22 protein-coding genes and 4 tRNA genes are annotated in these 25,507 nt (G+C 69.8%); 14 read left to right on the forward strand and 12 right to left on the reverse strand.

The window, feature by feature from the left end:
• The first annotated feature begins 188 nt into the window (after positions 1–188).
• Complete coding sequence (locus B072_RS48080; RefSeq protein ID WP_018529532.1) at positions 189–737, forward strand: hypothetical protein; 549 nt, start codon at positions 189–191, stop codon at positions 735–737.
• Between the two features lie 57 nt (positions 738–794).
• Here the strand turns inward: B072_RS48080 and B072_RS0108580 are convergent, their stop codons facing one another.
• Entirely contained in the window at positions 795–1,145 is a 351-nt protein-coding gene (locus B072_RS0108580; RefSeq protein WP_018529533.1) for a metallopeptidase family protein, read from the reverse strand.
• 58 nt (positions 1,146–1,203) lie between these two features.
• Here B072_RS0108580 and B072_RS0108585 point away from each other — a divergent pair, with 58 nt between their 5' ends.
• The 4 genes from B072_RS0108585 to B072_RS0108600 all read left to right on the forward strand — a co-directional run bounded on the left by B072_RS0108585 (position 1,204) and on the right by B072_RS0108600 (position 3,182).
• Entirely contained in the window at positions 1,204–2,820 is a 1,617-nt protein-coding gene (locus tag B072_RS0108585; RefSeq protein WP_018529534.1) for a metallophosphoesterase family protein, read from the forward strand.
• A gap of 80 nt (positions 2,821–2,900) precedes the next feature.
• Positions 2,901–2,973 (forward strand) — tRNA-Glu (locus B072_RS0108590).
• A 37-nt stretch (positions 2,974–3,010) separates the two neighbouring features.
• Positions 3,011–3,085: transfer RNA gene (locus B072_RS0108595), tRNA-Asp, on the forward strand.
• Between the two features lie 23 nt (positions 3,086–3,108).
• Positions 3,109–3,182 (forward strand) — tRNA-Phe (locus B072_RS0108600).
• 49 nt (positions 3,183–3,231) lie between these two features.
• Here the strand turns inward: B072_RS0108600 and B072_RS0108605 are convergent.
• Complete coding sequence (locus B072_RS0108605) at positions 3,232–4,326, reverse strand: hypothetical protein (RefSeq protein WP_051127128.1); 1,095 nt, start codon at positions 4,324–4,326, stop codon at positions 3,232–3,234.
• Positions 4,327–4,430: 104 nt separating this feature from the next.
• Between B072_RS0108605 and hrpA the strand changes: the two genes are divergently transcribed.
• The 3 genes from hrpA to B072_RS42830 all read left to right on the forward strand — a co-directional run bounded on the left by hrpA (position 4,431) and on the right by B072_RS42830 (position 9,014).
• Positions 4,431–8,462 (forward strand): ATP-dependent RNA helicase HrpA, encoded by a 4,032-nt coding sequence (gene hrpA / locus B072_RS0108610; RefSeq protein ID WP_018529536.1) that lies wholly within the window; start codon positions 4,431–4,433, stop codon positions 8,460–8,462.
• Between the two features lie 96 nt (positions 8,463–8,558).
• Positions 8,559–8,633, forward strand: a tRNA-Asp gene (locus B072_RS0108615).
• A gap of 138 nt (positions 8,634–8,771) precedes the next feature.
• Positions 8,772–9,014 carry a DUF6274 family protein gene (locus B072_RS42830; RefSeq protein ID WP_018529537.1) on the forward strand — a complete coding sequence of 81 codons (243 nt, stop codon included), beginning with the start codon at positions 8,772–8,774 and terminating at the stop codon, positions 9,012–9,014.
• A gap of 482 nt (positions 9,015–9,496) precedes the next feature.
• Here B072_RS42830 and bldC read toward each other — a convergent pair whose 3' ends face one another.
• Positions 9,497–9,703, reverse strand: coding sequence for a developmental transcriptional regulator BldC (gene bldC / locus B072_RS0108625; protein ID WP_003949541.1), 207 nt, complete (start codon positions 9,701–9,703; stop codon positions 9,497–9,499).
• A gap of 476 nt (positions 9,704–10,179) precedes the next feature.
• Positions 10,180–11,022, reverse strand: coding sequence for a hypothetical protein (locus tag B072_RS0108630; RefSeq protein WP_018529538.1), 843 nt, complete (start codon positions 11,020–11,022; stop codon positions 10,180–10,182).
• A gap of 231 nt (positions 11,023–11,253) precedes the next feature.
• On the opposite strand from B072_RS0108630, the gene B072_RS42835 reads away from it, so the two are divergent.
• Together B072_RS42835 and B072_RS0108640 are read left to right on the forward strand one after the other, a co-directional pair.
• Positions 11,254–12,393: a Leu/Phe/Val dehydrogenase gene (locus B072_RS42835; protein WP_018529539.1), complete on the forward strand. Its 1,140-nt coding sequence runs from the start codon at positions 11,254–11,256 to the stop codon at positions 12,391–12,393.
• A gap of 246 nt (positions 12,394–12,639) precedes the next feature.
• Positions 12,640–12,906 (forward strand): DUF3073 domain-containing protein, encoded by a 267-nt coding sequence (locus B072_RS0108640; RefSeq protein WP_018529540.1) that lies wholly within the window; start codon positions 12,640–12,642, stop codon positions 12,904–12,906.
• Positions 12,907–13,024: 118 nt separating this feature from the next.
• Here B072_RS0108640 and purM read toward each other — a convergent pair whose 3' ends face one another.
• Together purM and purF are read right to left on the reverse strand one after the other, a co-directional pair.
• Entirely contained in the window at positions 13,025–14,092 is a 1,068-nt protein-coding gene (gene purM / locus B072_RS0108645; RefSeq protein ID WP_018529541.1) for a phosphoribosylformylglycinamidine cyclo-ligase, read from the reverse strand.
• A gap of 35 nt (positions 14,093–14,127) precedes the next feature.
• Entirely contained in the window at positions 14,128–15,654 is a 1,527-nt protein-coding gene (gene purF, locus B072_RS0108650; protein WP_018529542.1) for an amidophosphoribosyltransferase, read from the reverse strand.
• Between the two features lie 294 nt (positions 15,655–15,948).
• On the opposite strand from purF, the gene B072_RS49945 reads away from it, so the two are divergent.
• Positions 15,949–16,041, forward strand: a complete 93-nt coding sequence (locus B072_RS49945; RefSeq protein ID WP_420707534.1) for a putative leader peptide — start codon at positions 15,949–15,951, stop codon at positions 16,039–16,041.
• Between the two features lie 169 nt (positions 16,042–16,210).
• Positions 16,211–17,623, forward strand: coding sequence for a sulfatase (locus B072_RS0108655; protein ID WP_018529543.1), 1,413 nt, complete (start codon positions 16,211–16,213; stop codon positions 17,621–17,623).
• A 9-nt stretch (positions 17,624–17,632) separates the two neighbouring features.
• Here B072_RS0108655 and B072_RS0108660 read toward each other — a convergent pair whose 3' ends face one another.
• The 3 genes from B072_RS0108660 to B072_RS0108670 are packed head-to-tail and all read right to left on the reverse strand — an operon-like array spanning position 17,633 to position 19,999.
• On the reverse strand, positions 17,633–18,490 hold the full coding sequence (locus B072_RS0108660) for an META domain-containing protein (RefSeq protein ID WP_018529544.1): 858 nt from the start codon (positions 18,488–18,490) through the stop codon (positions 17,633–17,635).
• A gap of 50 nt (positions 18,491–18,540) precedes the next feature.
• A complete protein-coding gene (locus tag B072_RS0108665) occupies positions 18,541–19,347 on the reverse strand; it encodes a maleylpyruvate isomerase family mycothiol-dependent enzyme (protein ID WP_018529545.1) in 807 nt (268 codons plus the stop codon).
• Positions 19,348–19,357: 10 nt separating this feature from the next.
• On the reverse strand, positions 19,358–19,999 hold the full coding sequence (locus tag B072_RS0108670) for a TetR/AcrR family transcriptional regulator (RefSeq protein ID WP_018529546.1): 642 nt from the start codon (positions 19,997–19,999) through the stop codon (positions 19,358–19,360).
• Positions 20,000–20,098: 99 nt separating this feature from the next.
• On the opposite strand from B072_RS0108670, the gene B072_RS42840 reads away from it, so the two are divergent.
• Positions 20,099–21,598 carry an MFS transporter gene (locus tag B072_RS42840; protein ID WP_018529547.1) on the forward strand — a complete coding sequence of 500 codons (1,500 nt, stop codon included), beginning with the start codon at positions 20,099–20,101 and terminating at the stop codon, positions 21,596–21,598.
• 7 nt (positions 21,599–21,605) lie between these two features.
• Here the strand turns inward: B072_RS42840 and purL are convergent, their stop codons facing one another.
• From purL to purS, 3 genes are read right to left on the reverse strand one after another with little or no spacing between them, the layout of a single operon-like run.
• Complete coding sequence (purL, locus tag B072_RS42845) at positions 21,606–23,855, reverse strand: phosphoribosylformylglycinamidine synthase subunit PurL (RefSeq protein ID WP_018529548.1); 2,250 nt, start codon at positions 23,853–23,855, stop codon at positions 21,606–21,608.
• A complete protein-coding gene (gene purQ, locus B072_RS0108685; RefSeq protein WP_018529549.1) occupies positions 23,852–24,535 on the reverse strand; it encodes a phosphoribosylformylglycinamidine synthase subunit PurQ in 684 nt (227 codons plus the stop codon). Before purQ ends, purL begins: the two co-directional genes overlap by 4 nt.
• Positions 24,532–24,798 carry a phosphoribosylformylglycinamidine synthase subunit PurS gene (purS, locus tag B072_RS0108690; protein WP_018529550.1) on the reverse strand — a complete coding sequence of 89 codons (267 nt, stop codon included), beginning with the start codon at positions 24,796–24,798 and terminating at the stop codon, positions 24,532–24,534. The genes purQ and purS overlap by 4 nt, the downstream gene beginning before the upstream one ends.
• A gap of 360 nt (positions 24,799–25,158) precedes the next feature.
• Here purS and B072_RS0108695 point away from each other — a divergent pair, with 360 nt between their 5' ends.
• Positions 25,159–25,491, forward strand: coding sequence for a histone-like nucleoid-structuring protein Lsr2 (locus tag B072_RS0108695; RefSeq protein WP_018529551.1), 333 nt, complete (start codon positions 25,159–25,161; stop codon positions 25,489–25,491).
• Positions 25,492–25,507: the final 16 nt, after the last annotated feature.

Below are 25,507 nucleotides of genomic sequence, written 5' to 3' on the forward strand. Positions count from 1 at the left end.
ATCAAACGATCTACCACCATACGCACTCCCCACCCCCCAAGGCAAACCGCACCCCTGAGACCCGGGTCACAGCATGTGCCGCGGGGGGCACGGGAGGCGGCGCGCGAGCGCCCCGCACTCGCAAACGACGGCGCTGTCGCTAGACCGGTTCCCCGGCCCTGGGCGCGGGCTCCGCGCCGCCTTCCGGCGTGGACTGCTCGTGCGCGGACGACGACGGCTCCGCGGTCGAGGGGGACGGCGTGGGCGTGGGGGTCGGCGACGCCTTCGTCGGGGAGGGCGAGGACGGCGTACTGCGCGGCGCCGACGGCGTCGCCGACGGCGTCTCCCGCGGCGGCTTCGAGCCCCCGCGGCCGGGCGAGGCGGACGCCGAGCCGGAAGCCGACGCGGACGGCGACGCGGACCCGGCGGCCGACTCGCTCTCCGACGGGGACGCCGACCCGGCCCGCGCCCCCACCCCGCCCGCACGGTCCGAGACCACCGTCCCGCCGTCGGGCGCGGCCCCGCCGCCGCGGTGCGAGGCGGGCGACGACGAGGCCGAGGGACGGCTGTCGTCGGCGACGCTCATGCATCCGGCGGCCGCGACGACGGCCGCCCCGGTGGCGGCGGTCACGGCGAGCCGGCCGACCGAGCGAAGGGAAACGGGCAGCTGCCGCACGGGCGAGCACCTCCGGGCATCCGGGCACGAGACGGGATCACCGTCCCCAACTGCCGCGCCCGGGATGAGGACACGCGCGTGACGGAGACCTCACGCGCACCGCACAAACCTCGCACAAAGAACCACCGGCGGGGGACCGTCAGCCGTACCCCAGCGCGTGCAGCCGCGCGTCGTCGATCCCGAAGTGGTGGGCGATCTCGTGCACCACGGTGATCTCGGTCTCCGCGACCACGTCCTCCCGCGACGCGCACATGCGCAGCGTCGGTCCCCGGTAGATCGTGATCCGGTCGGGCAGCACGCCCGCGTACCACTCGCCGCGGTCCGTCAGCGGAGTCCCTTCGTAGAGCCCGAGCAGCTCGGGATCGTCCGAGGGCGGCTCGTCCTCCACGAACACCGCCACGTTGTCCATGAGCCGCGTCAACTCGGGCGGAATCCGGTCGAGCGCCTCGGCGACCAGTTCCTCGAACTCCTCGCGCGTCATCTCCAGCACACGGCCATTGTCCGGTACAACCCGCATATCCACCTGCCCACTTGGGCATACGGGAGCAATGGCCCGCTCGCCCGCCGCCGCGACACGTCGAGCTCTCCATCGGATACGGGGGCTCCGTCCCGTACGGGGTGTACGAGGGATCCCCGCCGCTCCCCGGTCACTCCTGCGGCGGTACCGCGCCCGCCACCCGCGCCCCGTCGTCGAACTGGTCCACCAGCCGCACCCCGTCGCCCGCGCGATCGGCCTCGTCGCGGTCGTCCTGCTCGGCGCCTGGCTGGGCCTCCTCATCGTCGGCAGCGTGCGCGCCCCCGTGGGCCCCATGGACACCAAGATGACCCTGCGCCCGTCCCTCACCGGCGGCACCAAGATCAACGTGTCCCCGCTCGGCGCCCTGGAGCTCGACTCCCACACGGCCCCCATCCGCCTCGACGTCGATGTCGACCAGCTCGACCCGGCCCGCGCCCAGGCCCTGGTCGACCACCCCGAGCGCCTCTCCGGGCTCCAGGACGAGGTGGCCCGGGACGTCGAGCACGGCACCGCCGACCTGGCGATCCGCTCCTGCGTGGCGGTGGTCTCCGGGGCGACGGCGCTCGGCCTCGCGGTCTACCGCCGCCCGGGCCGCGCACTGGCGGCGGGCGGGCTGGCGCTCACCCTCCTCGCGGCGTCGGGAGCGACCGCGTACGCGACCTGGAACCCCAAGTCCGTCCTGGAGCCGAAGTTCTCGGGACTGCTCAGCTCCGCCCCCTCCGTGGTCGGCAACGCACGCTCGATCGTCACCGAGTTCGACGTCTACCAGAAGGAGTTGGCCCGGCTGGTCACCAACGTCACCAAGCTCTACGACGTGACGTCCACGCTGCCCACGTACCAGCCGGACCCCTCGACGATCCGCGTCCTGCACGTCTCGGACATCCACCTCAACCCGGCGTCCTGGAAGATCATCGCGTCGCTCGTGGACCAGTACCGGATCTCGGTGATCGTCGACACCGGCGACACGATGGACCACGGCTCGGCCGCCGAGAACGCCTTCCTCGACCCGATCAAGGACCTGGGCGCGCCCTACGTCTGGATCCGCGGCAACCACGACTCGAAGACGGCGACGCAGAAGTACCTCTCCGACAAGAAGCGCTTCAAGAACGTCCACGTCCTCGACGAGGGGAAGGCGGCCACGGTCGCGGGCCTGCGCTTCGCCGGCACCGGCGACCCGCAGTACACCCCGGACCGCTCCACCGTGGCCCAGGGCGACCCGGCCGAACGCATGGCGGGCCTGCGCCTCGCCTCGGCCGTCCGGGACCAGGAGGCGGCCGGCACCCCGGTCGACATCGCCCTCGCGCACGAGCCGGTCGCGGCGAAGGAGGTGGACGGCACGGTCCCGCTGGTGCTCGCCGGCCACATCCACCACCAGGAGACGCAGGTCCTCCCGCTCGGCACCCGGCTGCGCGTCGAGGGCTCGACCGGCGGCAGCGGACTGCGTGCCGTCGACAACGACGACGGCGACCCGGACCCGGTCGAGGCGTCGGTCCTCTATCTGGACCGCTCCACCAAGCGTCTGCAGGCCTGGGACGAGATCAGGCTCGGCGGTCTCGGCCTGACGACCGCCGAGGTCAGCCGCCATCTGCCGAAGGAGAACCAGCCCGGGGCGACCCCCTCGCCGAGCGCCCCGAGCGGGTCCCCGTAAACCGTTTTGGCGATAGCTCCCCGCATCCCATATGCTTCTCACGTCCCCGACGCGCTGCGAAGCGCGCAGGCGGGCCGATAGCCCTCATCGTCTAGCGGCCTAGGACGCCGCCCTTTCAAGGCGGTAGCACGGGTTCGAATCCCGTTGGGGGCACGTAAAACCGTGTGCGACACTGTTGCACGCACAGCTTGGTCCTGTGGAGCAGTTTGGAGTGCTCGCCACCCTGTCAAGGTGGAGGCCGCGGGTTCAAATCCCGTCAGGACCGCTGCAGTTTCTCGTGAACTGCGTGGCTGGGTAGCTCAGTTGGTACGAGCGATCGCCTGAAAAGCGATAGGTCGCCGGTTCGATCCCGGCCCCAGCCACAGAAAGTAGGCCCCGTCCTCGGACGGGGCCTACTGCGTTCACCGGGGGCTACACGGCGGCCGCGTGCAGCGGCCGGGTCCCGCGCCCGCCCGGGTGCCGGTGCCGCCAGAACCAGAAGAGGGCGCTCGACACCAACGCCCAGACGGCGAGCACCAGATACGGGAACACGTGCTGGTTGCCCTGGAAGTAGACCGCCGTGTGCTGCGCGTTGTACGAGGCGCCCGGGGGCAGCCACTGGCCGACGCGGCCGATGACCGTGGGCAGCAGCGGCGGGGCGACCGCGCCGCCCGAGGCCGGGTTGCCGAGCAGCACCAGCAGGCCCCACGTCGGGATCATCGCCCAGCGGTGGAAGAACGTGTTGAACATCGTGAAGACCATCCCGCACGTGAACATCGTCAGCGCGAGGATCAGCCAGGACTGGACGAAGGGCAGGGAGACCGCACCCAGGCCCCAGTCCGCGACCGCCGCCACGGCGAACCCGCCGAGCAGGGCGTAGGCGACGGTGAAGGCGATCCGCTCGGCCGGGTTGAGCCCGCGCGCGTGGACGCTCAGCTGGATCGCCCCGACGAAGCCGATGATCACCGCGGCGAGCGTGATGTAGAAGATCGTCAGGCCACGCGGGTCACCGCTCTGCAGCGGGTTCAGGTCCTTCACGGTGACCGGGACGCCGGTCGCCCTGCTGACCGGGGGCGCGGCCTCCGTGAAGACCTGGGCGACGGTCACGCCGGAGGCCCCGGAGACGTCCAGGTCGACCCGCGCCCCGCCGTCCCGCACGTCGAGGACCGCGTAGACCCGCTGCTGGTCGATGGCCTTGCGGGCCTCCTCGCGCGAGTCGTACGGCTCGATGTCGAGCTGCGCGTCGAGCGCCTTCTCCATCGCGCCGATGAACTCCTTGCCGCGTGCCTGGTCGTAGCTCCCGGTGACACCGGTCGGGATGTGGTGCGGGGTCGGGTTCGCCATGGAGTACGTGTACGAGGCCGCGAACAGCGCCGCGGCCGCGGCCAGGATGAACAGCAGGACCGTCGCCGGCAGGAACGGCGACGCCTTGAAGTTCGTCCAGCGGTCGGCCCGCGTCGGCGGCCGCCCGTGCTCCCCGTGGGGCGGATGGGGGCGCGGCTGTTCCTCATCGGGCAATGGCGACATACCAGAACGCTAAATCAGGCATAAGCGGCATACATCCCGAGAGTCGGGTGCCACGCCAAAACCGTTCGCCACGGATTTCGCCGAGGTGAGATCCTGGAGGACGTATGTCTACGCAGCCTGCTCCCGCCGCCGATCAGTTCGCCGCCGTAGCGCGGCGCCTGTCCGAGCTGTCCCTCCGCGACGCGCACCGGCTCGGGCGCAGGCTCGAGGGTGCCCGCAAGATCCGTAAGCCCGAGGCCCGTGCCGCCGTCCTGGCGGAGCTCGACGCCGAGGCCGAGAAGGCGGGCGTCCGTACGGCCGTGCGCCGCGAGCGCCGCGAGGCCCTCGACGTCACGTACCCCGACCAGCTCCCGGTCAGCCAGAAGAAGGACGAGATCGCCGACGCGATCCGCGACCACCAGGTCGTGATCGTGGCCGGTGAGACCGGTTCCGGCAAGACCACGCAGATCCCGAAGATCTGTCTGGACCTCGGCCGCGGTGTGCGCGGAATGATCGGGCACACCCAGCCGCGCCGGATCGCCGCCCGCACGGTCGCCCAGCGCGTCGCCGACGAGCTGCACACGCCGCTCGGCGAGGCGGTCGGCTGGAAGGTCCGCTTCACCGACCAGGTCGACCAGGACGGCACGTTCGTCAAGCTGATGACGGACGGCATCCTGCTGGCCGAGATCCAGACGGACCGCGAGCTTCGCGCGTACGACACGATCATCATCGACGAGGCCCACGAGCGGTCCCTCAACATCGACTTCCTGCTGGGCTATCTGGCCCAGCTGCTGCCGAAGCGCCCGGACCTGAAGGTCGTCATCACCTCGGCGACCATCGACCCCGAGCGCTTCTCCCGGCACTTCGGGGACGCCCCGATCGTCGAGGTCAGCGGCCGTACGTACCCGGTGGAGGTGCGCTACCGCCCGCTGCTCGAAGAGGAGTCGGACGACTCCGACCGCGACCAGATCACCGCGATCACGGACGCGTGCGAGGAGCTGCAGCGCGAGGGGGACGGCGACATCCTCGTCTTCCTCTCCGGGGAGCGCGAGATCCGCGACACCGCGGACGCGCTGGAGAAGAAGAAGTACCGGTTCACCGAGGTCCTCCCCCTGTACGCGCGCCTCTCGCACGCCGAGCAGCACCGCGTCTTCCAGCAGCACACCGGAAGACGCATCGTGCTCGCGACGAACGTCGCCGAGACCTCGCTGACCGTCCCGGGCATCAAGTACGTCATCGACCCGGGCACCGCCCGCATCTCGCGCTACTCGCACCGTACGAAGGTGCAGCGGCTGCCCATCGAGCCCGTCAGCCAGGCCAGCGCCAACCAGCGCAAGGGCCGCTGCGGCCGTACCTCCGACGGCATCTGCATCCGCCTGTACTCCGAGGACGACTTCCTCGCCCGCCCGGAGTTCACGGACGCGGAGATCCTCCGTACGAACCTCGCGAGCGTCATCCTGCAGATGACCGCGGCCGGCCTCGGCGACATCGAGAAGTTCCCCTTCATCGACCCGCCGGACCACCGCAACATCCGCGACGGCGTCCAACTCCTGCAGGAACTGGGCGCGTTGGACCCGAGCGAGAAGGACGCCCGGAAGCGGCTCACCCAGCAGGGCCGCAAGCTCTCCCAGCTCCCCGTCGACCCGCGTCTGGCCCGCATGGTCCTGGAGGCCGACAAGAACGGCTGCGTGCGCGAGGTCATGGTGATCGCGGCCGCGCTCTCCATCCAGGACCCGCGCGAGCGCCCCTCCGAGAAGCAGCAGCAGGCCGACCAGCAGCACGCCCGCTTCAGGGACGAGACGAGCGACTTCCTGGCCATCCTGAACCTGTGGAACTACGTACGCGAACAGCAGAAGGAACTGGGGTCGTCGGCCTTCCGACGGATGTGCAAGCGCGAGTTCCTGAATTTCCTGCGCATCCGCGAGTGGCAGGACATCTACACCCAGCTGCGCACGGTGGCCAAGCAGATGGGCATCCACCTCAACGAGACTGCACCTGATCAGGCGGCTCCGCCGCCGGGCGCCCCCGGCGACTCCATCCACGTCTCCCTCCTCGCCGGCCTCCTGTCCCACATCGGGATGAAGGACGTGAAGGAGTCCAAGGAGTCCACGCAGAAGGACCCGAAGCAGGCGGGCCGCGACCGCGGGCGCAACGAGTACGTCGGTGCCCGCAACGCGAAGTTCGCGATCTTCCCCGGCTCGGCCCTCTTCAAGAAGCCGCCGCGCTTCGTGATGTCGGCGGAGCTGGTGGAGACCTCGCGGCTCTGGGCGCGGGTGAACGCGAAGATCGAGCCCGAATGGGTCGAGCCGCTCGCCGAGCACCTCCTCAAGCGCACGTACAGCGAGCCGCACTGGGAGAAGGACCAGGCGGCCGTGATGGCGTACGAGAAGGTGACGCTGTACGGCGTCCCGCTCGTCGCCCAGCGGAAGATCAACTACGGCCGCGTCGACCCGGAGGTCTCCCGCGAGCTGTTCATCCGCAACGCGCTGGTGGAGGGCGACTGGCGTACCCACCACAAGTTCTTCGCCGACAACCGCAGGCTGCTCACCGAGGTCGAGGAGCTGGAGCACCGGGCCCGGCGCCGCGACATCGTGGTCGACGACGACACCCTCTACGACTTCTACGAGCAGCGGGTCCCCGAACACGTCGTCTCCGGCGCCCACTTCGACTCCTGGTGGAAGCACAAGCAGAAGGAAGAGCCCGAGCTGCTCGACTTCGAGCGCTCCATGCTCATCCGCGAGTCGGCGGAGGCGGTCACCAAGGACGACTACCCGGACGCGTGGCGCCAGGGCGGGCTGAAGTTCCGGGTGACGTACCAGTTCGAGCCGGGCGCGGACGCCGACGGTGTCACCGTCCACATCCCGCTCCAGGTCCTCAACCAGGTCACGGACGAGGGCTTCGACTGGCAGATCCCGGGCCTGCGCGAGGACGTGGTGGTCGAGCTGATCCGCTCCCTGCCCAAGCCGATCCGCCGCAACTACGTGCCGGCCCCGAACTTCGCGAAGGCGTTCCTGGACCGGGCGGTTCCACTGCAGGAGCCGCTGCCGCTCACGCTGGCCCGCGAGTTGCAGCGGATGGTCGGCGTCCCGGTGAAGGCCGACGACTTCGACCTCACCCGCGTACCGGACCACTTGAAGATCACGTTCCGGATCGTCGACGAGCGGCGGCGCAACCTCGCCGAGGGCAAGGACCTGGAGGCGCTCAAGCTCCGGCTGAAGCCGAAGGCGCGCCAGGCCATCTCCAAGGCCGCGGCGGCCACCGCCGAGCGTGCGGGCGGCCCCTCCGTCGAGCAGAAGGGCCTGACGGACTGGACGATCGGCACGCTGTCGAAGGTCTTCGAGACCCGTCGGGCCGGCCAGCCGGTCAAGGCGTACCCGGCGCTCGTGGACGACGGCGACACCGTGTCCGTACGGCTCTTCGACAGCGAGGCCGAGCAGGCGCAGGCCATGTGGAAGGGCACGCGCCGGCTGATCCTGCGCAACATCCCGGTCAACCCGGCCAAGTTCGCCTCGGACAAGCTGAACAACGCGGCGAAGCTCGCCCTGTCCGCGAACCCGCACGGCTCGGTCCAGGCCCTCTTCGACGACTGCGCGACGGCGGCCGCGGACCGGCTCATCGCGGAGTTCGGCGGCCCCGCCTGGGACGAGGAGTCGTACCGCAAGCTCTACGAGAAGGTCCGCGCGGAGATCGTCGACACGACGGTGAGGACGGTCGGGCAGGTGCAGCAGGTGCTGGCCGCCTGGCAGGCCTGTGAGCGCCGTCTGAAGTCCACGAAGAGCCCGACGCTGCTCGCCAACCTCCAGGACGTCCGCACCCAGCTGGACGCCCTCGTGAAGCCCGGCTTCGTCACGGCCACGGGGCTGCGGCGCCTCGGCGACCTGATGCGTTACCTCGTCGCGGCCGACCGGCGGCTCCAGCAGATGCCGACGGCCTTCCAGCGGGACACCACCCGCATGGAGAAGGTCCACGAGATGCAGGACGAGTACGCGTGGCTGCTGGAGCAGATGCCGCAGGGGCGTCCCGTGCCGCAGGAGGTCCTGGACATCCGCTGGATGATCGAGGAGCTCCGGGTGAGCTATTTCGCGCACGCGCTGGGCACCGCGTACCCCGTCTCCGACAAGCGGATCGTGAAGGCGATCGACGCCCAAGTGCCGTGAGCGGGCAGGCACGCTGGGTGAGTTCGACCGGCGGGCCTGCACTGCTGTACAGTCCTTCTCGCAGCGCAGGAAAGAAAACGAAGCGCCGCGAAACCTGGTCCTGTGGAGCAGTTTGGAGTGCTCGCCACCCTGTCAAGGTGGAGGCCGCGGGTTCAAATCCCGTCAGGACCGCAGTGAAGAACCCCCGCACCGATGGTGCGGGGGTTCTTGCGTTTCCCGGACCTTGACTCCGGCACATCCCCTCGGTACGCCAGAACCAGGATCCGGTCGGACCCCTCCCTCGGCCGGACCCGGACCAGGAGGCGGCGCATGGCGGCAACCCGACACGAGACGCGCGCCCTGCTGCGCGCCCATCTCGCCGCCGCCTCCGGCTACCGCCACCTCACCCGGCACTGTCCGATCTGCCACCGCCTCCTGCGGCTCGCGATGGATCCGGCCGCCGAGCCGGAGGAGTACCTGGAGGAGATCCCGGAGGAGAGCCCGGAAGGGCCCCTGGAGGGCCGCGAGAGCGCCTCGGAGGGGGACGGGGACGAAAGTCCCTCGAAGGCGTGACCAAAGCCGACCCACGAGCCCCCCAACTGATGGGAGCCTGAGGAGAGTCGGGGAGACTCGGACGCGCCGACCTCCTCTAGCGCACGGCCGTCACCTGTAACAAGCTTCGCGCTGTGTGACGGGTGTCACCGAACTAGTTTTGGAAACACCGTTTCTTACACCCCTCCTACAACTGCTCAATTTAATATGTGCAATTGCACCACCTTCACAGGTGGCCGCCAGAGACCGATCAAGGTCCGACAAGAGCACGCACAGACCCCCGCCGAAGAGCCGGCAGCGCGCACAAAAAAGATCGCGCTGGACCCGGCGGAGTCCAGCGCGATCTACGACGTACCCATGATGCAGTTGAGATGACGCTTCAGCAGGTGTGGGACCCGTTGGGGCGGGACCCGCGTCGTGTGGAGCTATGGGGTGGGCGCGGTACGGGTTGGGGGACCCGAAACACCCGGTATTGCGGTGTTATTGCTGCTTATTGCGGGACCTCAGGCCTCGCTGCGCTGCTGGGGGATACCCGCCAGCAGTGCGCGGACCTCGGCCTCGCGGTAGCGGCGGTGTCCGCCGAGCGTGCGGATCGACGTGAGCTTGCCAGCCTTCGCCCAGCGCGTGACCGTCTTGGGGTCGACGCGGAACATCGTGGCGACCTCAGCCGGGGTCAGCAGCGGCTCGGCATCAGGGGTGCGAGCGGTCATGAGCGGCCTCCTCGGGAGAACCGAACCTTCTCGGTTCTTTCCTTTAAATTCTGCACCTTGACCCGCGTTGCCCGATATGGCGGACACGGGTCGAGTCGGTTATAGGACGAACGGCTTGTCCTCGGCACTACAACTACACCATCCGTCCAGCCGCGTCGGCCAAACCGATGGAATTGCCCTCCCAGGTGTTCATCAGCGACGGAAGCCGATGGACCATGCCATAGCGGACAGTCACGCCACAGTGACGATCAGTCACAGAGCGATCAGGAGTCGTCAGACCCCCCAGCGACAGTGCAATGCTGAGTAATCCGTCCATGGTTGGACTTAGTTGGACGGATGGAGCCCTCCCCGGACTCCTTGTCCTATTTTGGCATGAGGAGGGGTGATGGACGCAAGGGCCCAGTAAGTGTAGTCCGTCACGCTTGAGGCAAAAGCCCGGATCAGGACGTAGGTCCCTAAGAGCCGGATGTGGAACGTCAGTTGGCGTACTGCCGGTCCCGCACCGCCCGCCAACGCTCCACGAGCCGCGCGTACGCCTCGCCCGCGCCGTCCCCGTCGCCGGAGCGCAGCGCGGCGATGCCCTCGGCGACGTCCGCCGCCGAGTGGTCCTCGTCGAGGAAGTCGGCCGGCAGGGCGTGCACGAGGCCGCCGTAGTCGAGCTCGACGTACGAACGGGGATGGAACTCCTCGAGCCAGCGCCCCACATCCACCAGGCCGTCGATCATCGGCCCCTCGTCGATCGCGTCCCTGAGCGCCTTCAGGCCCCGGGCCACCCGCCGCCGGGCCTGCACCATCGGGGTCCGGTAGCGCAGATACGGTTCCGCGTCCGCGCCGCCCCGCTCGTGCTCCCGCTCCTCGTCCGCGACGAGCACGAACCAGTTCAGCGGCACCTGCCAGATCGACGTACGGATCCACGGGCGGGCGTCGGGGTTGCGCTCCAGCCAGCGCTCGTAGTCGGCGGCCGCCTGCCGGCGCACCACCGGTGGCAGGACCGCGTCCAGGACCGGGCTCGGCAGCTGCTCCGGGAGCTCACCGAGGGCCTGCCAGCCGCGCAGCCGGGTGCGCCACGGGCACACGCACAGCACGCCGTCCACCTCGATCACGAACGCGTCGTCGCTCTCGTGCACCGGCACGGCTACGGGCGGGGTGGGTACCAAGTCGGCCAAAGAGCGGCGGAGTTCGTCCTGGTACGACGGGCGGTCCTCACGGCGCGCATAGCGCTCCCAGTGGCCGCGCTCCGGCTGCGGAAAGGCCGCGAGAGGTTCATAGACGCGCAGATACGCCGCGTACGGGACGATCACCGACGACACCTTGGGCACGGCTGCTCCCTCCCCCGCCCGAAGGCTGGAAAACACTGCAAATCGTCCCACGGCGGGATTCGACCGTACGGCTGCGCGTTCCCGGGCCTCCGACGCGAGAGAGTGATCCTCGGCACTGCGGCCATGGCGGGCACGTCCAGGTTCTAGTCTCTTGCTCACGCATCACGACGGACACCCGCCACCCGCACGGGAATCCGTTCAACCGCCGCTATGTACTTGGGAGTCACCACAGTGACCGATGTGACCGGCGACGCCTCCGCGCATGCTGATGTCCTGCACACCCTGTTCCACTCGGACCAGGGCGGGCACGAGCAGGTCGTGCTCTGCCAGGACCGCGCCAGCGGCCTCAAGGCCGCCATCGCCCTCCATTCCACCGCCCTGGGCCCGGCCCTCGGCGGCACGCGCTTCTATCCGTACGCCTCCGAGGCGGAGGCCGTCGCCGACGCGCTGAACCTCGCGCGCGGCATGTCGTACAAGAACGCCATGGCCGGACTCGATCACGGCGACGGCAAAGCCGTGATCATCGGGGACCCCGACATCGTCAAGAGCGAGCAACTGCTGCTCGCCTACGGCCGGTTCGTGGCCTCGCTCGGCGGGCGCTACGTGACGGCGTGCGACGTCGGTACGTACGTCGCCGACATGGACGTCGTGGCACGGGAGTGCCGCTGGACGACCGGGCGCTCGCCGGAGAACGGTGGAGCCGGCGACTCGTCCGTGCTCACCGCCTTCGGCGTCTTCCAGGGGATGCGGGCCAGCGCCCAGCACCTGTGGGGCGACCCGACGCTGCGCGGCCGCAAGGTCGGCATCGCGGGTGTGGGGAAGGTCGGCCGCCATCTCGTCGAGCACCTGCTGGAGGACGGCGCCGAGGTCGTGATCACCGATGTGCGCGAGGAGTCCGTGCGCGGGATCACCGAGCGGCACCCCGAGGTCGGTGTCGTCACCGACACGGACGCCCTGATCCGGGGGGCCCATTTCGGCGGTCTCGACATCTACGCGCCGTGCGCGCTCGGCGGGGCGCTGAACGACGACACCGTGCCCGTTCTGACCGCGAAGGTGGTGTGCGGCGCGGCCAACAACCAGCTCGCGCACCCGGGCGTGGAGAAGGACCTCGCGGACCGCGGGATCCTCTACGCACCGGACTACGTGGTCAACGCGGGCGGGGTCATCCAGGTCGCCGACGAGCTGCACGGCTTCGACTTCGACCGGTGCAGGGCCAAGGCCGCGAAGATCTTCGACACCACGCTCGGAATCTTCGCTCGCGCAAAGACCGATGGGATTCCGCCAGCCGCCGCGGCCGACCGGATCGCCGAACAGCGGATCGCCGAAGGGCGCTGGGGCATGCGGGCGGGCATGATCGCGGGCCTGGGGTAACGAGAGTCACTCCCCTCGGCGGGTCGCCCGCCGAGAAGAGGTTAAAATCGCAGCTGACCAGCGAGGACAGGGCTCCTTGCTGGTCCTGTGCACAGGCGCGTCCTGCGGGCGACGTACCGTATGGGCGTGGGCTCAGGTACCGTGGAAGCCCTACGGACCGGTCTCCCCATGGGGAGTCCGTTCCAGATCATGAACGCGTGTCAAGACTCTGGGGCCGTCAAGCCCCATCACCGAGGGGGTCGAGCCATGGGGCGCGGCCGGGCCAAGGCCAAGCAGACGAAGGTCGCCCGCCAGCTGAAGTACAACAGCGGCGGGACTGACCTGTCGCGTCTGGCCAACGAGCTAGGCGCATCCACGTCGGATCCAGTATCGAATCAGCCGCCGAACGGCGAGCCTTTCGAGGACGACGACGAGGAAGACGACCCGTACGCCCGCTACGCGGATATGTACGACGACGAGGACGAGGGTGAGGACGACGAGTCCGGTCCTTCGTCACAGCGCCGCGGCGCTTGACCTCGTAGCACTTCCAGCACGTAACTGATCTCTGCTGATTGATTTCTGCTTACTGCTGCATTCACCCGGTCCGGGGTGGTCACCACGCCGGACCGGGTTTTGTGCTGCTCCTGACGGCCTACCGGGCGTAGTCGCCCGTGAGCTCGGCGCCCGTGGCGTGGTCGCCGCGGTCGGTGATCTCACCGGCCACCCACGAGTCCACGCCGCGGTCGGCGAGGGTCGCGAGGGCGACGTCCACGGACTCCTGCGGGACGATCGCCATCATGCCGACGCCCATGTTCAGCGTCTTCTCCAGCTCCAGGCGCTCGACCTGACCCGCCGTGCCGACGAGGTCGAAGATCGCGTCCGGGGTCCAGGTGGAGCGGTCGACCGTGGCGTGCAGGCCGTCCGGGATCACCCGGGCCAGGTTGGCCGCGAGGCCGCCGCCCGTGATGTGGCTGTAGGCGTGGACCTGGGTGGTGCTGGTGAGCGACAGGCAGTCCAGCGAGTAGATCTTGGTCGGCTCCAGGAGCTCCTCGCCGAGCGTGCGGCCCAGCTCCTCGACGTGGCTGTCGAGGGCCATTCCGGCACGGTCGAAGAGGACGTGGCGGACCAGCGAGTACCCGTTCGAGTGAAGCCCGGAGGACGCCATGGCGATCACCGCGTCACCCGTGCGGATGCGATCGGGGCCCAGCAGGTTGTCGTACTCCACGACGCCCGTACCGGCGCCTGCGACGTCGAAGTCGTCCGGGCCGAGCAGGCCCGGGTGCTCCGCCGTCTCGCCGCCGACCAGCGCGCAGCCCGCGAGGACGCAGCCCTCGGCGATGCCCTTCACGATGGCGGCGACGCGCTCCGGGTGGACCTTGCCGACGCAGATGTAGTCGGTCATGAAGAGGGGCTCGGCGCCGCAGACGACGATGTCGTCCATGACCATCGCGACGAGGTCGTGACCGATGGTGTCGTAGACGCCCATCTGCCGCGCGATGTCGACCTTCGTGCCGACGCCGTCGGTCGCGGAGGCCAGGAGCGGACGCTCGTACTTCTTGAGGGCGGAGGCGTCGAAGAGGCCGGCGAAGCCGCCGAGGCCGCCGAGGACCTCGGGGCGCTGCGTCTTCTTCACCCACTCCTTCATCAGTTCTACGGCGCGGTCGCCGGCCTCGATGTCGACGCCTGCGGACGCGTAGCTGGCACCTGTGGTCTCAGACATTGCCTGGGATCTTTCGGGTTGGTGAAATGCGGGGTCTACGGGCGACGGATCGCGTCGGACGCAGCCGTGGCAGCGGGTCCCGCGGCCAGTTCCGTCTCCAGGAGCTGCTTGCCGAGCAGTTCCGGGTCGGGGAGGTCCATCGGGTACTCGCCGTCGAAGCAGGCGCGGCACAGGTTCGGCTTGTCGATGGTGGTGGCTTCGATCATGCCGTCGATGGAGATGTACGAGAGGGAGTCCGCTCCGAGCGACGTGCCGATCTCCTCGACCGACATGCCGTTGGCGATGAGCTCGGCGCGGGTCGCGAAGTCGATGCCGAAGAAGCAGGGCCACTTGACCGGCGGGGACGAGATCCGGATGTGGACCTCGGCGGCGCCCGCCTCGCGGAGCATGCGGACCAGGGCGCGCTGGGTGTTGCCGCGCACGATCGAGTCGTCGACGACGACCAGCCGCTTGCCCTTGATGACTTCCTTGAGGGGGTTCAGCTTCAGACGGATGCCGAGCTGGCGGATGGTCTGTGAAGGCTGGATGAAGGTACGGCCCACATAGGCGTTCTTCACCAGGCCGTTGCCGAACGGGATTCCGGAGGCCTCCGCGTAACCGACGGCGGCCGGAGTGCCGGATTCCGGAGTCGCTATGACCAGATCGGCCTCGACCGGAGCTTCCTTGGCGAGCTTGCGGCCCATCTCCACGCGGGAGAGGTACACGTTCCGGCCCGCGATGTCCGTGTCGGGGCGGGCCAGGTACACGTACTCGAAGACGCAGCCCTTGGGCTTCGCTTCGGCGAAGCGGGACGTTCGCAGGCCGTTCTCGTCGATCGCGACGAACTCGCCCGGCTCGATCTCACGGACGAAGCTGGCGCCGCAGATGTCGAGGGCGGCGGACTCGGAGGCGACCACCCAGCCGCGCTCCAGGCGGCCGAGGACCAGCGGGCGGATGCCCTGCGGGTCGCGGGCGGCGTACAGCGTGTGCTCGTCCATGAAGACGAGGGAGAAGGCGCCCTGGACCTTGGGGAGCAGCTGGGTGGCCGCCTCCTCTATGGTCAGCGGCTTGCCGTCGTCGTCGACCTGGCCCGCGAGGAGCGCGGTGACCAGGTCGGTGTCGTTGGTGGCCGCCACCTGGGTGGCGCGGCCGTTCTCCTTGGGCAGTTCGGCGACCATCTCGGCGAGCTGCGCCGTGTTGACCAGGTTGCCGTTGTGACCGAGCGCGATGGAACCGTGCGCGGTGGCGCGGAACGTCGGCTGGGCGTTCTCCCACACGGAGGCACCGGTGGTCGAGTAGCGGGCGTGACCGACCGCGATATGTCCTTGGAGCGAACCTAGGGAAGTCTCGTCGAAGACCTGGGAGACAAGTCCCATGTCCTTGAAGACGAGGATCTGGGAGCCGTTGCTGACCGCGATTCCCGCGGATTCCTGACCCCGATGCTGGAGGGCGTAGAGCCCGAAGTACGTGAGCTTTGCGACCTCTTCGCCCGGAGCCCAGACACCGAAGACGCCGCAAGCGTCCTGGGGGCCTTTCTCGCCGGGGAGCAGATCATGACTGAGTCGACCGTCACCACGTGGCACGGCACCGAGTGTAGACGTGATCGACCACTGGTCCGAATTGGGGATATGAGGTTTGGACGTTGACACGCGGTGGCAGACCGTCGCCGGGGACCCGCCCGATGGCTCCGCCCGTGCCGTACCGCCCCTGCCCCACCCCCGCCCTGAGCCTCTGACCTGGGGAGACTGCCTCACGGCCGTGGCCCGCGGGGCGCCCGCGGCGAGTGTGACCGATGTCGCTGCTCCGGCGGGCCGCGCGGTCCGGAGTACGGACGCCCCGTTGACAGGTGTACGTCAGGCTCGGCATGGTCCTGACCCATGCAGCCCCTCAGTGATCGCACGGTCACCCTTGTGGAGCGCCGCCACGTCGACCTGGTCCGTGTCGCGAGCGCCATCTGTCGCTGCGCCTGAGCTCCGCTCGTCGCCTGATCTTCCCTCGGCCGTGATCGGCGGCTGAGGTCTGCCCGGGGCCGGCCCCGTCCGCCCCCCCTCCTCCTTGTGTGCGGGCTGTCGGCCGTCCCCGGTCGCTCGCGCCGTTCCCCGCGTCCCTGACGGGGCGCCACTTCCCCGGAGTCCTCCCATGACCCCGCACGTCCCGAACCTGTCCCGTCGGACCGCCCTCGGCGGTGTCGCCGTCGCCGCTCTCGGCGGCACGGCCGCAGCCGCCGCGCCGGCCACCGCCGCCGACGCCGCGCCTCGCGAAACCCCGTTCCGTGCCGCCGCAGGACGGCGCTCCAAGCGGCCCAACATCCTGTTCATCCTGGGTGACGACCTGGGCTGGGCGGATCTGTCCTCGTACGGCGCGCCCCACATCAAGACCCCGAACCTGGACCGGCTGGCCCGGCAGGGCGTCCGCTTCACCGACGCCTACAGCGGCTCCGCGACCTGCTCACCGACCCGCTTCAGCCTCTACACGGGCCGCTATCCGGGGCGTACGAAGGGCGGGCTCGCCGAGCCGATCGCCGACAGGTCGGCCGGACTCGACCCGAACCACCCCACGCTCGCCTCGCTGCTGCGCGGCGCGGGGTACGCGACCGCGCTGATCGGCAAGTGGCACTGCGGCTACCTGCCGGACCACTCGCCCACCAAGTCCGGCTGGGACGAGTTCTTCGGGAACTTCGGCGGGGCCCTGGAGTACTACTCGAAGCTGGGGCTCGGCGGCGAGTACGACCTGTACGAGGGCGACGCCGAGTACAAGGACCTGCGGTACTACACGCGGATCCTCACCGAGCGGGCGAGCGAGTACGTGGGCCGCGACCACGGGGACCAGCCGTGGCTGCTCAACCTGAACTTCACCACCCCGCACTGGCCGTGGATCGCCGACGGGGACGAGCAGGAGAGCGCCGAGGTCGTACGGAGGATCAGGGCGGGGGACGCGCGGGCGCTCTTCCACACCGACGGCGGGTCCGTGGAGAAGTACGCGGAGATGGTCGAGGACCTGGACCGCTCGATCGGGAAGGTGCTCGCCGCTCTGAAGGAGTCGGGGCAGGAGAAGGACACCCTCGTCTTCTTCGCCTCCGACAACGGCGGTGAGCGCTTCTCGTACAACTGGCCGCTGTCCGGCAACAAGTCGTCCCTGCAGGAGGGCGGCATCCGGGTGCCGACGATCGTGCGCTGGCCGGCCAGGCTCGACGGCGGGCAGGTCAGTCACGAGCCGGTCTTCACGCCGGACTGGACGGCGACGCTGCTGGAGGTCGGCGGCGCCCGGCCCGACCCCGCGTACCCGCTCGACGGGACCAGCCTCGCCGGATATCTGCTGCGCGGGACGGAGTTGAAGGAGCGCGATCTGTTCTGGCGGGTGCGCGGGGAGCGGGCCGTGCGCCGGGGCGACTGGAAGTACTACCGGGGCAAGGGCGGCGCGGACCAGCTGTTCCACCTGGCCGCCGACCGGCGCGAGCAGGCCGACCGGGCCGCCGACGAGCCGGAGCTGCTGGCCGAGCTGAAGGCGGTCTGGGAGAAGACGAACACGTCGCTCCTCCCGTACCCGTCGTGATGCCCGACGTCACCGGTCCGCGGCCATGCTGAGGCCGGTGCCGTCGGGTGCCTCCAGGGTCATGCCGTCGCCCTGGATGTCGTAACTCGCCCTGCCGTCGAGGACGTTCCGCATCGCCTTCTCCACCTCGGCCGCCGCGCCGACGCAGCCCATCTTGGTGCTGGTCAGCGGGCCGAAGGTGATGTGGCCGTTCTTGACGGTGGCCTTGGCGCCGCCGCTGTTGCAGCCGAGGCGGACGTCGACCCGGCCGTCCTCGCGGAAGACGAGCCGGGCCCGGCCCTGGGCGGGCTTCGGGAGGGACCGCGTGGTCTCGTCCGCGCTCAGGCCCGTGACGTTCCACTTGGTGCCGAGCAGCTTCGCGTCGCGCTGCTTGACCAGGGTGACCGTGTCGCCGTCCGGGCCGGTCAGGGTCAGCCGGTCGTTCCCCCGGGCCTTGACGGTGTTCTCGGCGGCGAGGGCGCGGGCGAGGCTCTTCTCGAAGGCGCGCTGCTTCCTGTCGGCGCAGTACATGTCCGTGACGGCGGACTTCCCCAGGTCGACGGTGTCGTCGGCGACGTGGGCCCGGGCGTCGAAGTGGTTGCAGCCGTAGCTGCCGCGGACGCGCGCGGCGGACACGAACTCCACGTACGCGCCGCTCGGCGCCTTCGTCGTCGTCCCGTCGACGGTCATGCTCCGTACGGTCCAGTGGACGCCGGCGACCGGTGTCCCGCCGACCTGCACCGGGTCGGGGGCCCGCACCGAGCCGGGGTCCTTCCCCGGCCCGGGGGCCTTCTCGTTTCCGCAGGCCGCGACCGTGGCGAGGGCCGCCACGGGCAGGACTGCGGTGACCAGCAAACGGGCGCCGCGGGTGCTGCGTTGCGTGAACATGCCGATGCGACGGGACGGACCCGCCGATCGGTTCCGTCCCGCCGTGCGATTCACGCCATGATCGGCAACAGGGCCTCCAGATCGGCCCGTTCGCCGCTGGCGCTGATGAGCGCGTCGTCGAGCGCCGCCTTCCACGTCGTACGTCCCGTGGCCAGGCGGAGCCAGGTGAGCGGGTCGGTCTCCACGACGTTCGGCGGAGTGCCGCGGGTGTGCCGCGGGCCCTCGACGCACTGGACGACCGCGAACGGCGGGATCCGTACCTCGGTGGAGCCGCCGGGCGCCTTCGCGGCGAGGGCGTCGGCGAGGAACCGGGTCGCCGCGGCCGTCAGCTGCCGCTCGACGGGCAGGTCGAGGCCGGGCACCGCGTCGTTCAGGTCGTCGGTGTGCACGGCGAGTTCGACGGCGCGGGTGACCAGGACGTCGGTGAGGCTCAGCACGCCGAACCGGTGGGCGACGGGCCGGCCGCCGTCGAGCCCCGCGGGCAGGTACGTGTCGAGCCCCGCGGTGGTCCTCTCGTACAGCTCGCTCAGCGGGGCGCCGGCCGCCAGCTCCTTGACGCCGACGGCGACCGCGGGAGCGTGCGGCGCGGACAGGGCCGGGTAGTCCATGAGGCTCAGGTCGGTGCGGGCCGGGGCGGGTTCGGCCAGGCACCGGGGCAGCATGCCGACGGCCATGGTGAAGTGCGCGGCGAGGTCCTTGACCGTCCAGTCGCCGAGCCGGGTCGGGGCGGCGAGCTGCTCGGGCGTGAGGGCCTCGACGGCCGCGCGGACCGCGGCGAACTGGGCGAGGACGGCGACCCTGAGCTTCTCGTGGTCGTAGGAACGCGCGCGCTTCTTGGGTGTCTTCGGCGGGGCCATGACCGCGACCCTACGCCCGCACCGCGAAGCCGCTCAGGCCCTTTTCGACCAGCGCGAAGGCCCGCTCGGCGCGCTCGGCGGCGCTCGCGGCGACCTGCTCCGCGGACTCCCCCGCCATCAGCCGGCGGTGGTGCTCGGAGATCAGGGCGCTGCGCACCCCGACCAGCTGCGCCGCGGCGACGGCGGAGAGCAGCTCGTCGCCGGTCTCCTCGGTGAGGGCCTCGGCCACAAGGCGTTCACTGTGCGCCGACCAGAGGAAGGCGCGCTTCATCAACGTCGGTGTGGTCCTGATGAGTTGGACCAGGTCCAGCTGGCGGGACTGGCCGCTCAGCCCGACCGACGCGTCGCGCGCCGCGACCATCTCCAGGAACTGCCGGCGCGCCGCGTCGACCGCCGACTCCCCCTCGGCGCGCCCGCGCACGGCCTCGACGAGGTCCTCGATGTGCTCCTCCATGGGGCCCATGAGGAGGTCTTCCTTGGTCTTGAAGTAGTTGAAGACCGTCATCTTCGAGACCTCGGCGGCCTCGGCGATCTGCGCGACGGAGACCTTCTCGTACCCGTGCTCCAGGAACAGGTCCACGGCGACGCTCCACACCCGGACCGTGGTCTGTCTCTTCTTGCGCTCGCGCAGCCCGAGCCCGTCGTCCGCCATGCCAACACTGTACCAAGATGAAATTTGAGCCGAGATTAAATATTGACCGAGTACATTTTCTGCGGCAGGATGAGCCGCATGCCTCCTCCCACGGCTCCCATGAGCGCGGCCCATCGCGCGATCGCCCTGTTCGTCTGCCTCTTCGCGATCGTCCTCGCCGTGCTGGACATGCAGATCGTCTCGGCGGCGGCCGTGCCGATCGTCCGCGACCTCGACCCGGCCCACGGCATCGATCAGTTCCCCTGGCTGGTCAGCGCGTTCGCGCTCGCCTCGGCCGCGATGCTGCCGCTGTACGGGAAGCTCTGCGACACCTTCGGCGCCAAGCGCGTGTTCCTCGGCGCGGTCGCCACGTTCCTGCTCGGCTCCGCGCTGTGCGGACTCGCCCGGTCCATGGGGCAGTTGATCGCCGCCCGCGCCGTGCAGGGCCTGGGCGGCGGCGGTCTGATGAGCGTGACGATGGTGGTGATCGCGCACCTGCGCCCCGAGGAGGACGGCGACGAGGAGGACGGCAAAGGGGGCGGCGGGATCGGCGGCATCGTCGCGGGCGGCGGCATGGCGCTCGGCCCCTGGCTCGGCGGCTTCCTCTCCGATCACGCGAGCTGGCGCTGGATCTTCTACGTGAACCTGCCGATCGGCCTCGCCGTCCTCGTCGCGGGCGCGCTGGTCCTCAGGCTCCCGGAACACCCCGTTCGCCGCCCCCTCGACTGGGCGGGCGCGGGCCTGGCCGCCGCGTTCTCCACGGCGCTGCTGCTGGTCACGGACTGGGGCGGCAAGAAGTACGCCTGGTCGTCACCGGAGATCGTCGGCCTGCTGTGCGCGGCGGCGGCGACGCTCGGCCTGTTCCTGTGGCGGCAGACCCGGGCGGCCGATCCGGTCCTGCCGCTGTCCCTGTTCCGCGTCCCCGAACTGCGCTGGGGTTTCGTCGTCCAGGGCATCACCGGCGCCGCGATGATGTGCGCGATCTACTACGTCCTGGTCTACCTCCAGGTCGCCCGGGGCCTGTCCAGCTCCGCCGCGGGCCTGTACCTGCTGCCGATGGCCGTCGGCATGACGACGGTCGGCATGGTCACCGGCCGGCTCGGCCTGTCGGCGCGGACGCTCACCCTCGCCGGCACCCTGACCATGGCGACGGTCTTCGTCCTCCTCGCGACGACCGTGACCCCCGGCACCTCGCTCTGGCTGATCCGCGCCGAACTCCTGCTGGCCGGCGCCGGGTTCGGCCAACTCATCGGCACCCTGGTCCAGTTGGTGCAGAGCGCGGCCCCGCGCCCGCTGCTCGGCGTGGCCACGACGAGCATCCGCTTCTTCCAGACCCTCGGCAACGCCCTGGGCGCCGCCCTCTTCGGCACCCTCCTCTTCCGCCTCTTCGACGGGGACGTGGGCGCGATCCCGTCCCTGCCCGGCGCTCAACACACCTCTGCCGTCACGGAGTTCGTCCACGCCACCGACGTCGTGTTCTGGTGCGGGGCGGGCGTGATGCTGCTCGGGACGGTGCTGGCCACGCGGTTGCCGCGCGGGCGCACGAGGGCCCCGGCCGGAACACGTCCGGACGGGGCCCTCGGTCACGTACCGCAAGAGGTCCGTGAAAGCGCCGGCTAGGCAGGCCCTACGCCAGCAGCGCCGGGATCGTGTTCTCGTGCGCCTCGCGCAGTTCGTCGAGGGAGAGCGCGAACTCGCCCTGGACGTCGACCGAGTCGCCGTCGACGACACCGATGCGGGTGACGGGCAGGCCGCGTGCCCCGCACATGTCGTTGAAGCGGAGCTCCTCGCTGCGCGGGATCGCCACGACCGCGCGGCCGGCCGACTCCGAGAACAGGAAGGTGAACGCGTCGAGACCGTCCGGGACGATCAGGCGCGCGCCCTTCCCGCCGAGCAGCGCCGACTCGACCACGGCCTGGATGAGGCCGCCGTCGGACAGGTCGTGCGCGGCGTCGATCATGCCGTCGCGGGAGGCCGAGATGAGGATCTCGCCGAGCAGGCGCTCGCGCTCCAGGTCGACCTGCGGGGGCAGACCGCCGAGGTGGTCGTGCACGACCTGCGACCAGGCCGAACCGCCGAACTCCTCGCGGGTGTCACCGAGCAGGTAGAGGAGCTGGCCCTCTTCCCGGAAGGCGACCGGGGTGCGCCGGGCGACATCGTCGATGACACCGAGCACGGCCACGACCGGGGTCGGGTGGATCGCCGCCTCGCCCGTCTGGTTGTACAGCGAGACGTTGCCGCCGGTGACCGGGGTGCCGAGCTGGAGGCAGCCGTCGGCGAGACCGCGGATGGCCTCGGCGAACTGCCACATGACGGCCGGGTCCTCGGGCGAACCGAAGTTCAGGCAGTCGGAGACCGCGAGGGGCTTGGCGCCGGTGGTGGCGACGTTGCGGTACGCCTCCGCCAGCGCGAGCTGCGCGCCCGTGTACGGGTCGAGCTTCGCGAACCGGCCGTTGCCGTCCGTCGCGATGGCGACGCCGAGGCCGGTCTCCTCGTCGATGCGGATCATGCCCGAGTCCTCGGGCTGCGCGAGGACCGTGTTGCCCTGCACGAAGTGGTCGTACTGCGAGGTGATCCACTTCTTCGACGCCTGGTTCGGCGAGGAGACGAGCGCGAGGACCTGGGCCTTCAGCTCGTCGCCCGAACCGGGCCGCGGCAGCTTGCCCGCGTCGTCGGCCTGCAGCGCGTCCTGCCACTCGGGGCGGGCGTAGGGGCGCTCGTAGACCGGGCCGTCGTGCGCGACCGTGCGCGGGTCGACGTCGACGATCTTCTCGCCGTGCCAGAAGATCTCCAGGCGGTCGCCGTCGGTCACCTCACCGATGACGGTGGCGATGACGTCCCACTTCTCGCAGATCTCCAGGAAGCGGTCGACCTTCGAAGGCTCCACGACGGCGCACATGCGCTCCTGCGACTCGCTCATGAGGATCTCCTCGGGCGAGAGCGTGGAGTCGCGCAGCGGTACGTCGTCCAGCTCGACGCGCATACCGCCCGAGCCGTTGGACGCCAGCTCGGAGGTGGCACAGGAGATGCCGGCCGCGCCGAGGTCCTGGATGCCGACGACGAGCTTCTCGGCGAACGCCTCCAGGGTGCACTCGATGAGGAGCTTCTCCTGGAACGGGTCGCCGACCTGCACGGCCGGACGCTTCGACGGCTTGGCGTCGTCGAAGGTCTCGGAGGCCAGGATCGAGGCGCCACCGATGCCGTCGCCGCCCGTGCGGGCGCCGTACATGATGACCTTGTTGCCCGCGCCGGACGCCTTCGCGAGGTGGATGTCCTCGTGCCGCATGACGCCGATGGCACCGGCGTTGACCAGCGGGTTGCCCTGGTAGCAGGCGTCGAAGACGACCTCGCCGCCGATGTTCGGCAGGCCCAGGCAGTTGCCGTAGCCGCCGATGCCGGCGACGACGCCGGGCAGCACGCGCTTGGTGTCGGGGTGGTCGGCCGCGCCCATCCGCAGCGGGTCGACGACGGCGACCGGGCGCGCGCCCATCGCGATGATGTCGCGCACGATGCCGCCGACGCCGGTGGCCGCGCCCTGGTAGGGCTCGACGTACGACGGGTGGTTGTGCGACTCGACCTTGAAGGTGACGGCGTAGCCCTGGCCGACGTCGACGACGCCGGCGTTCTCACCGATGCCGACGAGCATCGCGTCGGACTGCGGGGCCTTCTCGCCGAACTGGCGCAGGTGCACCTTGGACGACTTGTACGAGCAGTGCTCGGACCACATGACCGAGTACATGGCGAGCTCGGCGCCGGTCGGGCGGCGGCCGAGGATCTCGACGACCCGCTCGTACTCGTCCTTCTTCAGGCCGAGTTCGGCCCAGGGGAGATCGACGTCGGGGGTCTGTGCGGCGTTCTCTACGGTGTCGAGGCTCATGAGGCGGCGACCAGCTTCTTGAGGATCGAGGTGAAGAAGGGCAGGCCGTCGGTGCGGCCGGACCCGACGAGGGGCTCCACGGCGTGCTCCGGGTGCGGCATCAGACCGACGACGTTGCCCGCCGCGTTCGTGATGCCGGCGATGTCACGGAGCGAGCCGTTCGGGTTGACGTCCAGGTAGCGGAAGACGACCCGGCCCTCGGCCTCCAGCTCGTCGAGCGTGTGCTCGTCGGCGACGTAGCGCCCGTCCATGTTCTTCAGCGGGATGTGGATCTCCTGGCCCGCCTCGTAGTCGGCGGTCCACGCCGTGCCCGCGTTCTCCACCCGCAGCTTCTGGTCGCGGCAGATGAAGTGCAGGTGGTCGTTGCCGAGCATCGCGCCGGGGAGCAGGTGGGCCTCGGTGAGGACCTGGAATCCGTTGCAGATACCCAGCACCGGGAGGCCGGCCTTCGCCTGGTCGATCAAGGTCTCCATGACGGGCGAGAAGCGCGAAATGGCGCCCGCGCGCAGGTAATCGCCGTAGGAGAATCCGCCGGGCAGGACCACCGCGTCGACCTGCTTCAGGTCCTTGTCCTTGTGCCAGAGAGCGACCGGCTCCGCGCCGGCGAGGCGGATCGCGCGCTGGGTGTCCCGGTCGTCGAGGGAACCCGGAAAGGTGACGACGCCAATACGAGCGGTCACTTTTCGGCTCCCGCGACAAGCTCCTCGACCTTGACGGTGAAGTTCTCGATCACGGTGTTGGCGAGGAAGGTTTCCGCCAGCTCGTGGATACGGGCGAGCGCGGCGTCATCCACCGGTCCGTCCACTTCGAGCTCGAAACGCTTTCCCTGACGGACGTCGGAGATGCCGTCGAAACCGAGGCGCGGCAGCGCACGCTGCACCGCCTGGCCCTGGGGGTCGAGGATCTCCGGCTTGAGCATGACGTCGACTACGACGCGTGCCACTGGCACTCCCGGTGTGTGGTGCTGAGCAGGTCCGTTCAGAGTACCCGCCCAAATCTTCTACTCGCGTAGACAGTAGGAAGCTACGAGAGCCGGATCACGTTACGGCAACGACATCAGATCCGCACGGAAAATTAAGGGAAAGACTCCGGATATCCGGAGACACAGACACGCGGAGGTTTTTAAATGGTCTTCCCAGTGCAATGTCGGACAGGGTAAAAAGGAAATGGCAGATACCGGCAACAGGCCTGAACTCGGGCCGCAACATTGCCCGAGCTTTGCCTGACAACTGCTGGACAACGGCGGAACAGTCGACATCACCGCACGTCAAAGCGGGGATGCCGGACGAAGGGACCGATATTCGTGGCGCAGCGTGTCGTGGTCACTCTCTTTGACGACATCGACGGCTCAGAAGCGGCGGAAACGGTCGCCTTCGGTCTCGACGGCAAGTCGTACGAGATCGACCTGAATCGAGACAACGCGAAACAGCTCCGCACGGCGCTCGCCCCGTTCCTGCAGGCCGGGCGCAAGCGGTCGGGCAAGACGGCCGGCCGGGCGGAGAAGGTGTTCAAGCACACGGCAGTGAGCCCGGACCCGGCCGCCGTCCGCGCCTGGGCCCGCTCGAACCAGCTCGACGTGCCGCCGCGCGGCCGCATCCCGAAGCGGATCTACGAGGAGTTCGCCAAGGCCAACTGAGTCCTCGCGCCTTCAC

Origin of the sequence: Streptomyces sp. HmicA12, assembly GCF_000373565.1 — a bacterium.
GTDB lineage: Bacteria > Actinomycetota > Actinomycetes > Streptomycetales > Streptomycetaceae > Streptomyces.